The sequence below is a fragment of the Paraburkholderia sp. genome, from assembly GCF_049581445.1.
GTDB lineage: Bacteria > Pseudomonadota > Gammaproteobacteria > Burkholderiales > Burkholderiaceae > Paraburkholderia.
The window spans coordinates 1-13889 of record NZ_JBAURZ010000324.1 but is presented as its reverse complement, the minus strand read 5'-3'; the positions used below and the strand labels follow the sequence as shown (position 1 = coordinate 13889).

Below are 13889 nucleotides of genomic sequence, written 5' to 3'. Positions count from 1 at the left end.
GAGCATTCGCGTGGCGCGGGTGGCTCGGCGTCGTCTGGCTCGTGTGCTCGTGCGTGGCGCCGGGCGCGCGTGCCGATAACGCGGCGACGAACGATGATGTCGCCTCGTCCACCATCGAACGCGATGTCCATTACTTCGTTATCCAGAAGGATGGCTCCGTCGAGGAGCGCGATGATACCGTTCTGCGCGCCAATACCGAAAGCGGGGTCGACGATATCGCGCAACGCTATGTCTGGTTCAACAAGGATATCGAGCAGGTGCAGTTGCTCGCCGCTGAGACCATCGACCCTAACGGCACCGTGCATCCCGTTGGCCCGGATGGCATCCGCGATGTGCAGGAACCTCGCTCGGCAGGCGCGCCGACTTTCGAGGACGGCGTGTTGCGCACAGTAATTTTTCCGGGCGTGGAGCAAGGCTCGCGCGTACACCTGGCGTTTCGCAAAACGCGTAGCAAGCCGCTACAGGCCGGCACGTTCGCGTATCTGGTCGAGCCATCACGCGATCCGGTCGAGATGCAGCGGCTGATCTTCGATTTGCCCGCCGACGTCCCCCTGTATGCCGACGCGCGCGGTTACGTGGCGCTGCCGCCGGTGACAGAAAACGGCCGCACCCGCTATGAATTCGACTACCGTCATGGCCCTTACGCACGCATCGAGGCCGGCGCGGTAGGGTATGAAACGTGGGGCGACCGGCTGATGGTGTCCACCGTGCCCGACTATGCGAGCTTCGCCGCGCGCTACAAAGGGCCGGCCGCCGATGCCACCATGAGCGACCCGGCCATCGTCGAGTTGGCGCAGGGGCTTACGGCCGGCAGCAGCGACCCGCGCGACAAGGCGCGGATCTTGTACGACTGGGTGCGGCTGAATATCCGCTACGTGGCACTCTTTCTCGGCGAGACCGCCGCCGTGCCGCACAAGGCGACCGACATCCTGCGCAACCGCTACGGTGACTGCAAGGATCACGTCGCCTTATACACGGCGCTGCTCGCGGCGGCGGGCATTCAAAGCGAGGCGGTGCTGCTCAACCTCGGGCCTTACTATGTGTTGCCGGATGTACCCGGCTACGGGGTGAGCGCGATCAATCATGCGATTGTCTGGATTCCGCAGTTGGGGCTCTATGCGGACACGACGGCTGGCGGCATTGCCTTTGGCTATTTGCCGGCCGTCGTGATGGATCGTCCGGTACTGCTGGTCGACGACGGCGTGATGGCGCGTACGCCGGCTGTGCAACCGCGCTCGCGTTCGGTTCGGCTGCAGATCGATGTGAGCGAGAGCGGGGCGGCCCCTTACGCATATCGCGTCGAAGATGCCGGGGCCACCGCCGAGCCGGAACGCAACCTGTTCCGGCGCGCGACCCATCAGCGCGCGCAACAGGTGGCCGCGAGCCGTCTGTTGCAAACCGGCCTGCACGGCACGACGCGCCTTAGCACGAGTGACGTCTCGACCACCGAGGGTCCATTTACGACGACCATTCAGGGCGCGCTTGCGCACTTCACGTGGACCGATGGCACGACAGCATTGCCTGCTCTGACGAGCTTCGCGGGCGGCATTGCGAGCCAGGTGCAGACGTGGCTCGCCGAGCCGCAACGCACGCAGCCCTGGGTATGCGTAGGCGGAGACTTTGACGAAACCTCGCAGATCACCTTGCCCGACACGGTACGCGTGACGGATCTGCCCTCGGATACGACGGTGCAGGATGGCTACTTCGATTACGCATCGCACTACGTGTTCGATCCCGCTTCGCGTGTACTGCAGATCACGCGACGTCTTCACGCGCAGTTCGGGCATCAGGTCTGTTCAGCGGAGGCGTTCGATGAAATGCGCGACTCGCTCGACCGGATCGAGCGCGATGCGCTGTCGCAAGTCGTGGTGAAGGCGACGCCGCGCGTCTATCGCTTCGCGCAGCCGAGCCGGATCAACGGCGCAAAAGTGAACCGGTATAGCCGCACGCTGGCGCCGAACAGCGAGTCGAATGCGCGGCCTTCGCAGAGCGCGATACCGCTTGCGCCGATCAGTGCAACGCGGCCCGCGCCGGGTACATCCAGCGGATAGTGCATACGGTGATGCAGCGCCCCTAAAACGAGGCGCTGCATCACCGTCTCGCGCAGCCGGCGAACTGCTGCGCGCTCAGGCGGAGCTTAGTTGCCGCCGCCTTTGGTTACGATCGGCACCCACGTGCCGTTCTTCACCTGATACAACGTGGAACCCGCGTTCTTCAGCGAGCCGTTGGCGTCGAACGCAATCGGACCGGTCACGCCGTCAAAGCTGATCGCTTTGAGCACCGGACGATACACCGCCGGCGACGTCGACTTGGCCTGTTCCATGGCCTTGATCGCGGCCCACGCTGCGTCATAACCGAATGGCGCATACGACAGGATATCCACGCCGAAACGCTTCTTGAACTTGGCGGAGAAGTCCTTGCCACCAGGCAGTTGTGCGAGCGGGCGCCCGTATTCCCACGCCATCGCGCCTTCGGCTGCATCGGCCGCCAGCTTGATGAACTCCGGATCCATCACGCCGCCGCCGCCCACCAGTTGCGCGGTGAGGCCGAGCTGCTTCATCCGCTTGACCACGCCTGCCGCTTGCGTATCGAGGCCGGCGAAGAAGATCAGGTCCGCGTTGGTCGCCTTGATGGCGGTGAGCTGCGTACTGAAATCGACCGCCTGGTTGTCAGTGTATTCGTGCGCGACGATATTGCCGCCGTGCGCCTTCACCGCTTTCTCGAACTCGACTGCTTCGCCCTGACCGAACGCGGTGCGGTCGTCGAAGATCGCGATGCGCTTGGCCTTGGTCACGTCGACGGCATACGCGCCCGCGTTGCCGGCGTTCTGTGCGTCCGTCGAGATCACCATGAAGGTATTGGCAAAACCGCGCCCGGTAATGATCGGGTTGGTGGCGGCCGGGTCGATCACCGGAATGCCGGCCTGTTCATAGATCTGCGAAGCGGGGATCGTCGTGCCCGAGTTGAAGTGGCCCACCACGACAGAGACGTTCGCGTCGACGAGCTTTTGCGCAGCCTGCACACCGATGCGCGGGTCAGCCTGATCGTCTTCCGACACGAGCTGGAAGTTGGCGACCTGATTGCCGATCTTGATCTTCTGCGCGTTGGCTTCCTCGATGGCGAGCAGCACGCCGTCTTCCAGGTCCTTGCCGTAGCCGGCGTTGACCCCCGTGAGCGGCGCCGCGAAGCCAATCTTCACCGGCAGGTCGTCCGCGTAGCTGGACAACGGCGCGACTGTGAGGATGGCGCCCAGCATCATCGTGAGGGGTTTCAGCGTGTTGCGAAGACTCATGGTCTCTCCTTGCATCGACAGGTTCAGGTTATGAAAAGCTGTGCGGCCGACTGCGTGTTACTGGCCAGTTTCCCCGGGGGTTGCTGATGGCCAGGTACGACGGTGATGCTGGATTGAACGGCTGGCTTGACGAGAACGCTTGGCCTCCTTTAAAGGGTCCGACCTGCTTTAGGGTACGGACGATGGTACGCGAGAAACAATGCTGGAAAACATGGGGACATTTACCCTGCAGACGAATTCCAGATGTCACGCGCAGCACGGGCGGAGGCCAAGCGTGCTTTTGCCGATCAATCTGGCGCGAATATAGAAAGCCAATATGTGGTCGTCTTGGCAGTTCGCGGCGCTTTGGATGAGGATTTCAGCACAGGCACCGGAGGAGGCTGGCTAAGCGTGTGTCTCAGCGGGGCAGCGCGTGCGGATGCCGGCACATGTGGGGACGGCAGGACGGCGCCTGCCGACGCGGGAGGGCGGCAAGGGGGAATTGCTGCGTGGGATGTCGGCGTGGCGCCTGCCGGGCGTTGGCGGGCGGCAAATGCGAAGTGGAGTGGGACCGCCGGCGCGATGTCTGTCGACCCCAAGAGAGTGGCATGCGGGCAGTGCGAAGCACGAAGCGAAACGCACGAAGCCTCGCGCAAACCGCCGCCGCCCCGGTAACTTACTGCTCGCCTTGCAGGCGCAGCAGTTCTTCGCGCAGCCGCTGCAGCGGTTCCTGGGTTTCTTCGTCGGCCCAGGTCTCGAGATCGTCGATAGCGCGTTGGCAGCCGTCGAGGACGAGATCGAGGTCGACCGGCACGCCGTTGGCAAGCGCGAACTGGATCGTCTCGGCAAATTGCGAGCATTCGTCCGCGCCGTATGAGATGTCCAGATTGTCTGCAATCACCTCGGCGATGTTGCTGCGCGACTTGTCGTCGGGCGTAACCAGGTCGATGATGCCGCGCGCCACGGCGGGCGAATAGTAGAGCGCGATATCGAGCCATTGTGCCGGGTCGAAATCGGCCTCGTTGAACTGGTTCTCGAAGTACTCGATCGCTTCCTGTTCGTGCGTCTCGTCGGCATCAACGCTGATGCACAATTCCTCAAAAATTTCTTCCCGCTCGCTGCGGATATGACCGTCCATCTTTGCCTCGTTTGCTTTGAGCGGGTGCTTGAAGAGTCGTCCCCCAAGGAGCTTCCTTCGGGGCGGGCGTGCACCGCGCGGCACGCATTATAGGACGAGCGGCTGACAGCGGTGCGTCAGGACCGTGCTGCGTGCGGGCGGCGGCGGGTTTGGCGCTGCCTTTGCCGCGGTCGTTTCTTGCGCTAATGCAACTTCGCGATTGCTGACTAACGCTGGCCGAAATAGTGTCTTCCGTCGGGCGGCGCTGCACGAATGCGCCCGTGCCGTTAAAATTGCGCCCTTCGATCTGATTCGCATATTGATCAGACTAATCTGGAGAGTTTCGATGAAGGGCGTTTGGTTTTCGGCTTGCGCTGCGGCGCTGGCCGTCGTGGGCCTGGTGACGGTGGCACCGTCGATCGCACAGGCTGCCGGTTTGACGCGAGCTGAAGTGCTGGCGGATATCGTTGGGCGTCCGCACGCCGATCCGTCGTCGGCTCAGTCCGCGCCGCTGCAATCCGCAATGCGCTCGTCCACCGGGGTTGCCAAGGCTACCGCGCTGTAACACGCCATGTCGCGCCACCCGCGGCGGCCCGGGTCAAATCACGCCTTACCACATCAACGGCCCTACACGGTTCCTGCGGCCCAAGCGTCGAACCATTCGCGCGGCTGGGCGATTTCGTTTTGCGCGGCCACCAGTTCCAGCTCATAGCGGCCGGCCTGCCAGGTCGCCTTCACCACGGCGTTGACCGCAGCGAGCGTATGTTCGAAGGCCGCGCGGATCGGGTCGCCGAGTAGCGTGCGGGCGACGAATACCGCGCTTGTCAGATCACCCACCCCCACCGGCTGACGCGCGAACGGATAGAGCGGACGCTGCCCCATCCAGGCCTCGGTGGGCGTCACCACCAGCATGTTGAAGCGATCGGCCGGGCTGTTGCGGTCGAGCAGATGCTTGACCAGCACGACCTTAGGGCCGCGCGCGATGATCTCATTGCAGGCTTCGACCGCCTCTTCGAGCGTATCGATCTCCCGGCCCACCAGACGCTGCAACTCGCTGTGATTCGGTGCGATGGCGTCGGCCACCTCCGGCATGGTACGGACGAGGAACTCCTGGATGCCCGGTTCCACCTTGCAACCGGTACTCGTGCCCATCACCGGATCGCAGAAATACCAGGCGCGCGGATTGGCGGCCTTAACCGATTTGACCACCTCAATCACGGCCTGCGCCTGCTCGGGTGTGCCCAGATAGCCGGACAATACCGCGTCGCAACGCGGCAGCACGCCGATTGCGCCGATCCCATCCACGAGATCCTGCACCTGTTCCCCGTCGATGGCGCTGCCGGTCCAATGGCCGTATTGCGTGTGATTGGAGAACTGCACCGTATTGAGCGGCCAGACATTGACGCCGAGACGACGCATTGGGAACACCGCGGCGCTGTTGCCGGCGTGCCCAAACACGACATGTGACTGGATGCTCAGTACGTTTTTCATGATATCTACACCGGCGCGATCCGCGAGGCGCGCTCTGTGGGAAATGATTGGGCTGGGTGCTGCGGCGTTTGCTCTGCGGCCGGCCCGGCGCTATTGCGCTGGCGTTTCAGACCACGCTGCACCGTGCACGATGTGCATGTGCAATAAACAATACATGAGATTTGGCGCAACGGACGCGATCCGGCCCCGTGTTGTTGCGCCAAACCATCATTTCGGGGAATAGATTGCCACGCGGAACGGCGACGCGGGCTAGGTGAGGTCGCGGTACAAGGCCAGATAGCGGTCGGCCGACGCTCCCCAGCCGAAGTCCTGTTTCATGGCGCGGCGCTGGGTGGCTTTCCATTCGCTATGGCGCGCATACAGTGCGAACGCGCGGCGGATAGCGGCTGAGAGTGCCTCGGGTTCGAAGCGCTCGAAGGCGAAGCCGGTCGCGAGATCGTCGGCGAGATTTTCGAGCGACGCGTCGACCACCGTGTCCGCGAGGCCGCCCACCCGGTGCACCAGCGGCAGCGAGCCATAGGCGAGCGCGTAGAGCTGCGTGAGACCGCATGGCTCGAAGCGCGAGGGCACGGCGACCACATCGCTGCCCGCGATGATCGCGTGCGCCAGCGCTTCGTCAAAGCCTAGTTCGACCGCCACCGATTCGGGATGCGAATGCGCGACACGTTGCAGCCCGGTTTCCAGCGCCGGGTCGCCGGTGCCAAACACGACCAGTTGACCACCATGCTTGATGATTTCCGGCACGGTGGCGAGCAGCAGGTCAAGGCCCTTTTGTTCGGTGAGCCGGCTCACCACGCCGAAGAGGAGCGCGTCGCTTTTTTCCGGAAGGCCGAAGCGCTTTTGCAGCGCCGCCTTGCACGCATGCTTGCCGGACGGGCGGGCGAGGGTGTAGTGCTGGGCGAGCAGGGGGTCGGTGGCAGGGCACCAGACCGTGTAGTCGACGCCATTGAGAATCCCTGAGAGGTCGTGCGTGCGGAAGCGCAACAGGCCGTCGAGGCCGCCGCCCTGGGCGAGCGTCTGGATCTCTCGGGCATAGGTGGGGCTGACCGTGGTGATGCGGTCGCTGTAGAAGAGGCCCGCTTTCAGGAAGGACAACTGGCCGTAAAACTCCACGCCGTGCATATTGAAGAAATCGGCCGGCATCCCGAGTTCGCCAAACAAATGTGCGGGAAATATCCCTTGGTAGGCAAGGTTGTGTATGGTGAAGACGCTACGCGCCAATGCCCGGCCTTGCTCACGCTCGGCGGCTCTCAGGTAAGCGGGCGCGAGGCCCGCATGCCAGTCATGCGCATGCAGGATCTGCGGCGCCCACGCCGGGTCGAGGCGTTGCGCGAGTTGCGCAGCGGTCCAGCCGAGCAACGCAAAACGCTGCGCATTGTCGCCGTATGGGACGTGTTGCGCGTCGAGGTATGGGTTTCCCGGGCGGTCGTATAGCGAGTCGGCGCGGATCACATACACCACGAGGCCGTTCTCCGCCAGCGTGCCTTGCTCCAGCGTCGCGCGCGGCGCCTCGAAACGGCGCCCCAGCTGCGCTACCGTGCGCAGGTCGGTCAGTCCCGCCAGTACCGCCGGAAAACCCGGCAGTAAAACCCGCACGTCGGCGCCACGCTCGATCAGCGCCGGGGGCAGGGCACCCGCCACGTCGGCAAGACCGCCTGTTTTCAGGAGGGGATACAGTTCGCTTGCGACGTGCAGGGCGCGAATCGTCATGGGCAGATTTCCGCTTGAGGGTTGGCCAAGGTCGTGACTGGGTCGAGCTTCGGCGCCAGCGCTAGGCTGCTGGCGCTGTCTTTTCCCCTCTGAGCGTCTCCGGCGTCACGAGGACGATGCCGCTGTCGGTGCGGTAGAACCGCTCGCCATCGAGTACCGGGTCTTCGCCGATCACCGTGCCGTCCGGAATCGCACAGCCACGGTCGATCACGACGCGCCGCAGACGGCAACTGGTGCCGACCGTCACTTGCGGCAACAAGACTGCCTCATTGATGTTACAGAATGAATTCACCACGACATTCGATGAAACCACCGAGCGCGAAATCTGCGACCCGGAGATCACGCAGCCGCCGCAGACGACCAGATTGGTCGCCGAGCCCTGTAATCCATTCATGTCGCGCACGAACTTGGCCGGGGGCAATTGCTGCTGCTGTGTCCAGATGGGCCAGTCAGGATCGTACAGGTCGAGCGTCGGGATGGTTGAGGCGAGATCGAGATTGGCGGCCCAATAGGCATCGATCGTACCCACGTCCCGCCAGTAAGGCTCGACGTTCGGATCCGACGAGACGCACGACATGCTGAACGGATGCGCGATCGCATTGCCCTTCGTCACCACGCGCGGCAGGATGTCCTTGCCGAAATCATGATCAGTCTCGGCGCTGCTGATGTTTTCCTCGAGCAGGGCGTACAGATAGTCTGCGCTGAACACATAGATGCCCATGCTGGCGAGCGCCACGTCGGGGTGGCCCGGCATCGCGGGCGGGTCGGCGGGCTTTTCCACGAAACCCGTCACGCGACGGTTTTCGTCCACGTGCATCACACCGAAGGCAACCGCCTCCATGCGCGGCACTTCGATACAGCCCACCGTGCAGTCCGCGCCGCTGTCGACGTGATCGCGGATCATGCGGGTGTAGTCCATCTTGTAGATGTGGTCGCCCGCCAGCACCACCACGTATTTCGGCCGGATCGAGCGAATGATGTCGAGGTTCTGGAACACGGCATCAGCCGTGCCGCGATACCAGTGCGCGCCCTCGACGCGTTGCTGCGCGGGCCACAGGTCGATGAACTCATTGAATTCGCCACGCAGGAAACCCCAGCCGCGCTGCACGTGCCGGATCAACGAATGCGCCTTGTATTGCGTGACGACCGCGATCCGGCGGATGCCTGAGTTCAGGCAGTTGGACAGCGCAAAGTCAATGATCCGGTACTTGCCGCCAAAGTGCACGGCCGGTTTGACGCGTTTGTTGGTGAGCGCGCCAAGGCGGGTGCCGCGGCCGCCCGCGAGGACGATGGCGAGTGTGGCGCGTTGCAGATCGTTGAGGCCTGCCGGAGTTTCCATGTTTTGTCTCCTTACCATGCAAAATTTTGCGGTCGACTAGAGTTCGCGCTTTAGCGTCTACTCCCGTCCCGTGCCACATCGTTGCTGGTGGTGCGCCCCGGATGATTCTTCTGGTCGTTTTTTTGATTCTGTTCCAGATACTCGCTGCTGTCGCGTTGCCTTTGCCGACCGTTCGCTATTTCTAGCACTGAATCCCTACCAGCGAATAGTCTGGATTATGTGGATGCGCAACCTGTCGGTGTCCTGCATAACATCGCAGAGCGCGACGAAAGTGTCCGTGCGGCACGGCGCATAACCAACGCGATCGAGTGGGCGCAAGTTATGTGCCACGCATTGGCGGCATGATTGTGAGGGGGCAACGCCAGTTTCGATTGTCCCGACGTCGAAGCAGGATTTCGTCTGACCACGTAGAATTTGCGGCGCCGGGTCGATCCGCCGGGCGGGGGGCGAAGGGAATCGCGTGCGCCGATCTGGGTTGCCCCCTTCAAGACCGCTTGATTTCCGTCAGCACCTGCCGCCTATGAACCTCAGCCGCCGACTCCTCTTTGCCGTCACCCTGTCTGCCGCCGCTGCGCTGGCTATCTCAGCGACGACCAACATCGCGATGGCCGACTCCAGCGCAAGCGAAACGGCAGGTGTAACCGCAAGTCCAAGCGCCGCGTCCTCCAACGACGGCCCAGCCTATGGCCCGGAGTTGCAGGGCTTCGACTACCCAGCGCCAGTCGCGCAGTTCGATTTCACGTCACAGGGCGTGGCGTTGCATATGGCGTACATGGATATCAGGCCGGTGCACGCCAACGGCCGCAATGCCGTGCTCCTGCATGGCAAGAACTTTTGCGCGGCGACGTGGGAACCCACCATCCAGCGTCTGAGCGATGCCGGCTATCGTGTGATTGCGCCGGATCAGATCGGCTTTTGCAAATCGAGCAAGCCGGAGCACTATCAGTACAGCTTTCAGCAACTTGCCCGTAACACCCACGCGCTACTCGAATCGTTGGGCGTAAGCCGCGCCACGATGATCGGCCATTCGACTGGCGGCATGCTGGCAATCCGTTACGCGCTGATGTATCCGCAGGAAACCGAGCAACTGGTGCTTGTGAATCCGATCGGGCTGGAAGACTGGAAGGCGAAGGGCGTGCCGTCGCTGTCGGTAGATCAGTGGTACGCACGCGAACTGAAGACGAGTGCCGACGGCATCCGCCGTTACGAACAGTCCACTTATTACGCTGGCCATTGGCGCGCGGCCTACGAACCTTGGGTGCAGATGCTGGCCGGAATGTACCGTGGACCGGGCAAGCAGATCGTCGCTTGGAATTCGGCGCTGCTTTACGACATGATCTATACGCAGCCCGTGGTCTACGAGATGAGCCAACTGCAAATGCCGACGCTTCTGTTGATCGGCCAGAAGGATACAACCGCGATCGGCAAGGATGTAGCGCCGCCCGATGTGCAGGCGAAGATCGGCCACTATCCGGAACTGGGCCGACTCGCGGCGCGGACCATTCCACATGCGACGTTGGTCGAGTTCCCCGAGGACGGGCATGCGCCGCAGATGCAGGACCCGCAGGTCTTCCACAAGGCGTTGCTCGACGGACTCGCTGCGCTGCCCGGCAGTCCGTGAAGAGCGTGCCGGCCGCGCACGACGCTGTGGCAGGCACGCTTCGAGCAGCGCCCCTGCCAGGCATCTTTGAGTGGCGCGCGCATCTGCGCTTAGCGCGGTATCCGCTGCGTTGGGCGAGCGCGTGTGCATCGCTCCATCACCTGCCCGACAGGTCGCCCCTCACTTACCGCTAATCACTGCTTCGCGCACTTGCGCCGCAATTTCAAATGAGCGCAGCCGAGCGGTGTGATCGTAGATCTGCGCGGTGAGCATCAATTCGTCGGCGCCGGTTTGCTCGATCACGGAGAGAAGCCCCGCGCGTACCGTTTCCGGGTCGCCGATCACCGAGCACGCGAGCGAATGCGCGACGCTGCTCAATTCCATCTCAGCGGCTTCGATCCGGTCGACCGGCGGTTGCAATTGTCCCGGCGTACCACGCCGCAGGTTGACGAACTGCTGCTGCAACGAGGTGAACAGACGCTGCGCCTGATGGTCCGTATCGGCGGCGAACAGATTCACGCCTACCATTGCATAAGGCTTGTCGAGGGCAGCAGACGGGCGGAACTGAGCGCGGTAGAGGCGCAGCGCGGTCAGCATATGATCCGGCGCGAAGTGCGACGCGAACGCGAACGGTAGCCCGAGCGCAGCCGCCAGTTGCGCGCTAAAGAGCGACGAGCCGAGCAGCCACAGCGGCACATGCAAGCCCGCACCTGGCACCGCACGAACCCGTTGACCGGGCACCGGATCGGCGAAGAAACGCTGCAGTTCGACTACGTCGTCCGGGAACGAGTCTGCGCTGCCTTGCAGCTCGCGGCGCAGCGCGCGGGCTGTGGTCTGGTCGGTGCCGGGCGCGCGGCCGAGGCCAAGATCGATACGCCCCGGGTAAAGCGAAGCGAGTGTGCCGAACTGTTCGGCAATCACGAGCGGCGCATGATTCGGCAGCATCACGCCACCCGAGCCCACGCGGATAGTTTGGGTGCCGCCCGCCACATAGCCGATCACCACCGAGGTCGCCGCGCTGGCAATCCCGGTCATGTTGTGATGCTCGGCGAGCCAAAAGCGTTGATAGCCCCATTTCTCCGCATGCTGGGCGAGATCGAGCGTGTTGGTGAAAGCGTGCGCCGCGGTTGCACCAGCGGTGATGGGGGAAAGGTCGAGGACCGAGAAGGGGATCATGGCAAGTTTGTCCGAAGCCTGCGCCGCACGGCTCGCGCGCGGCGACAATGCGCGTGCGTCAGACCGGCGGGAGAGAAGGCAAAAATGGATTGTGCCAAAGGGCCTGGATTCGCGCTGACGCGGGCCACAAGTCCACAACCACAGCAGGGTGTTCATGACGCAACGCGGGCACATCCACTTCAGTGGTTCATGTCCTGGTTCAGATGGAGCGTTCCCTTTCTAAATATTAGTTAGGCCATTAACTTCAAATTCGTTGATTATCGACAAAGCGCGAAGATTATTGGCGACGCCGACAAATAGCGTTGCGCAAATGTAAAAAATACGTGGGATAAAGAATTGGTGCGCGATTAACGGGTTGTACCAAGCAAGTCTGCTTCGGCACTGCTACAATTTTCGTGTCGTGAATGCGCGCGCAATAGTCGCTCCACGACACCCGGTGGGCGTTGTTGCGCTTGCCACGTGCGGGGCCGACCTTTCGTTGCCCGGAACTGTTACGGCTGCAGACAGAAGCATTTTCAGATTAATTGACCGGCTTGGCTATCATAAATCTGTCTATGTGCTTTCGATTATCTGTCATATTGCCATCTCTATATTACGGGATATTACGGATATCTCGCGCGCTATGCTCCGGCCGGGCGATTTAATCCGGTTTTGTCTGTCGAGACGTAAATAAAGGCGCGCCGATACTGCGAACGAGCGTTCTGTTTAAATATGGTTTTCAAATGTCTTGCGGTTGCCCACGCGGACTTAACCTAGAGCAGGAGTGGTGGGCAATGACGTCGCATGTGAATTGTCTCTTGACGTGGCTGCTGGTCGCGCTGTGCTGCGCCACCACCCTTTACGCCGCGGTCGCCGCGATCGCGATGCCGTTTTTCAGCAGGCGCTCGCGCAACCGCAACATTGGCTGGGCATCCGTCAGCGTGCTCAAGCCGCTGTGCGGTATCGAGCCGCGCCTATACGAGAACCTCGTGACCTTTTGCGCCCAGGCCCATCCGTGCTTCCAGTTGCTGTTCGGCGTGTCGTCGCCAGTCGATCCGGCCATCGCGGTGGTGAGGCGCCTGCAGGCTGCGTATCCCCATTGCGATATTGAACTGGTCGTCGATTCGCGCGTGCATGGCAGCAATCTGAAGGTCAGCAATCTGATCAACATGGCGGAGCGGGCGCGTCACGACATCATCGTACTGGCCGATAGCGATATCGCCGTCGAACCGGACTATCTCGACACCGTCACCGCACCGCTCGCCGATCCGGATACGGGCGTCGTCACCTGTCTGTATCGCGCGCAGAGCGTAGGTGGGTTCTGGCCGCGTGTCGGGGCCATGTTTATCAACGAGTGGTTTGCGCCTTCGGTGCGCGTGGCCCATGCGGGCGGCTCGCGCCGCTTTGGCTTTGGCGCGACGCTGGCGCTGAGGCGCGCCACCCTCGATGGCATTGGCGGCTTCGAGGCGCTCAAGGACTGTCTGGCGGACGACTACTGGCTCGCCGAACATGCACGCACGCTTGGCTTGCACACGGTGCTGTCGCCGGTAATGGTCGCGACAGATGTGATTGAGCCGACCTTCACCACCTTGTGGCTGCGCGAATTGCGCTGGCTGCGTACCATCCGCTCGGTGAATCCGCCTGGCTTCGCGTCGCTCATCATTACGTTTACCGCGCCTTGGCTCATGATCGGCGCCGCGCTGCTGCTCAGCACGAACAATGCGGACGGCGCCGCTTTGCATCCGTGGATGGCGCTCATACTATGGATCAGCACGCTGACCGGTACCATCGCACGAATCCTGTTGCATGCCCGCAGCGCACGCTATTCACGCAGTTTCTGGCACGACCTGCCGCTTGTACCGTTTCGCGATACGTTGCTGGCGCTGCAGTGGCTTGCCGCCGTGTTCGGCTCGCACGTTGTCTGGCGCGGTGCGCGTATGTCCGTGGTCAATCGGGTGACGCAGCCGCGCACGTCGATCATGGAAATGTCAGATCGCGGGTAAGCAACCGTTTATGCACATGACGCGCAGTACATCATCATCCAACCTGTTACAGCAATAACGCAGGATGCGGGAGTAATTATGAAAACGCTGTTTTTGCAGGCCCCTTCGTATGACGGTTTCGACGGCGGCGCGGGTTCGCGCTATCAGGCGAAACGCGAAATCCGCTCGTTCTGGTATCCGACCTGGCTCGCGCAGCCTGCGGC

Annotated in this window: 10 protein-coding genes; 4 read left to right on the top strand and 6 right to left on the bottom strand. The window is 62.5% G+C overall.

Going from position 1 to position 13889, the window contains the following annotated elements; translation table 11 throughout:
• Positions 1 to 41 precede the first annotated feature (41 nt).
• Entirely contained in the window at positions 42 to 2051 is a 2010-nt protein-coding gene (locus WCA85_RS27175) for a DUF3857 domain-containing transglutaminase family protein (protein WP_424067962.1), read from the top strand.
• An 86-nt stretch (positions 2052 to 2137) separates the two neighbouring features.
• Here WCA85_RS27175 and WCA85_RS27170 read toward each other — a convergent pair whose 3' ends face one another.
• Together WCA85_RS27170 and WCA85_RS27165 are read right to left on the bottom strand one after the other, a co-directional pair.
• Positions 2138 to 3292, bottom strand: a complete 1155-nt coding sequence (locus WCA85_RS27170) for a branched-chain amino acid ABC transporter substrate-binding protein (RefSeq protein WP_424067961.1) — start codon at positions 3290 to 3292, stop codon at positions 2138 to 2140.
• Between the two features lie 655 nt (positions 3293 to 3947).
• Positions 3948 to 4409, bottom strand: coding sequence for a hypothetical protein (locus WCA85_RS27165; RefSeq protein ID WP_424067960.1), 462 nt, complete (start codon positions 4407 to 4409; stop codon positions 3948 to 3950).
• Positions 4410 to 4734: 325 nt separating this feature from the next.
• Between WCA85_RS27165 and WCA85_RS27160 the strand changes: the two genes are divergently transcribed.
• Complete coding sequence (locus WCA85_RS27160; RefSeq protein ID WP_424067959.1) at positions 4735 to 4953, top strand: hypothetical protein; 219 nt, start codon at positions 4735 to 4737, stop codon at positions 4951 to 4953.
• A 62-nt stretch (positions 4954 to 5015) separates the two neighbouring features.
• Here the strand turns inward: WCA85_RS27160 and pdxY are convergent, their stop codons facing one another.
• The 3 genes from pdxY to glgC all read right to left on the bottom strand — a co-directional run bounded on the left by pdxY (position 5016) and on the right by glgC (position 8928).
• The gene (gene pdxY, locus WCA85_RS27155; protein WP_424067958.1) at positions 5016 to 5879 is read right to left on the bottom strand and encodes a pyridoxal kinase PdxY; all 864 of its coding nucleotides are present in this window, start codon (positions 5877 to 5879) and stop codon (positions 5016 to 5018) included.
• 249 nt (positions 5880 to 6128) lie between these two features.
• Positions 6129 to 7589, bottom strand: coding sequence for a glycogen synthase GlgA (glgA, locus tag WCA85_RS27150; protein WP_424067957.1), 1461 nt, complete (start codon positions 7587 to 7589; stop codon positions 6129 to 6131).
• Between the two features lie 61 nt (positions 7590 to 7650).
• Positions 7651 to 8928: a glucose-1-phosphate adenylyltransferase gene (glgC, locus tag WCA85_RS27145; protein WP_424067956.1), complete on the bottom strand. Its 1278-nt coding sequence runs from the start codon at positions 8926 to 8928 to the stop codon at positions 7651 to 7653.
• A gap of 520 nt (positions 8929 to 9448) precedes the next feature.
• Here glgC and WCA85_RS27140 point away from each other — a divergent pair.
• Positions 9449 to 10549 (top strand): alpha/beta fold hydrolase, encoded by a 1101-nt coding sequence (locus WCA85_RS27140; protein ID WP_424067955.1) that lies wholly within the window; start codon positions 9449 to 9451, stop codon positions 10547 to 10549.
• Between the two features lie 159 nt (positions 10550 to 10708).
• On the opposite strand, the gene WCA85_RS27135 is transcribed toward WCA85_RS27140, so the two are convergent.
• Positions 10709 to 11704 (bottom strand): LLM class flavin-dependent oxidoreductase, encoded by a 996-nt coding sequence (locus WCA85_RS27135; protein ID WP_424067954.1) that lies wholly within the window; start codon positions 11702 to 11704, stop codon positions 10709 to 10711.
• A gap of 773 nt (positions 11705 to 12477) precedes the next feature.
• Here WCA85_RS27135 and hpnI point away from each other — a divergent pair.
• Positions 12478 to 13686, top strand: a complete 1209-nt coding sequence (gene hpnI, locus WCA85_RS27130; protein WP_424067953.1) for a bacteriohopanetetrol glucosamine biosynthesis glycosyltransferase HpnI — start codon at positions 12478 to 12480, stop codon at positions 13684 to 13686.
• Positions 13687 to 13889 lie beyond the last annotated feature (203 nt).

Excerpts from the sequence above, each read along its gene's own strand:
- WCA85_RS27170 (WP_424067961.1), bottom strand. The coding sequence starts at position 3,292 with ATGAGTCTTCGCAACACGCTGAAACCCCTCACGATGATGCTGGGCGCC.
- WCA85_RS27165 (WP_424067960.1), bottom strand. The coding sequence starts at position 4,409 with ATGGACGGTCATATCCGCAGCGAGCGGGAAGAAATTTTTGAGGAATTG.
- WCA85_RS27160 (WP_424067959.1), top strand. The coding sequence starts at position 4,735 with ATGAAGGGCGTTTGGTTTTCGGCTTGCGCTGCGGCGCTGGCCGTCGTG.
- pdxY (WP_424067958.1), bottom strand. The coding sequence starts at position 5,879 with ATGAAAAACGTACTGAGCATCCAGTCACATGTCGTGTTTGGGCACGCC.
- glgA (WP_424067957.1), bottom strand. The coding sequence starts at position 7,589 with ATGACGATTCGCGCCCTGCACGTCGCAAGCGAACTGTATCCCCTCCTG.
- glgC (WP_424067956.1), bottom strand. The coding sequence starts at position 8,928 with ATGGAAACTCCGGCAGGCCTCAACGATCTGCAACGCGCCACACTCGCC.
- WCA85_RS27140 (WP_424067955.1), top strand. The coding sequence starts at position 9,449 with ATGAACCTCAGCCGCCGACTCCTCTTTGCCGTCACCCTGTCTGCCGCC.
- WCA85_RS27135 (WP_424067954.1), bottom strand. The coding sequence starts at position 11,704 with ATGATCCCCTTCTCGGTCCTCGACCTTTCCCCCATCACCGCTGGTGCA.
- hpnI (WP_424067953.1), top strand. The coding sequence starts at position 12,478 with ATGACGTCGCATGTGAATTGTCTCTTGACGTGGCTGCTGGTCGCGCTG.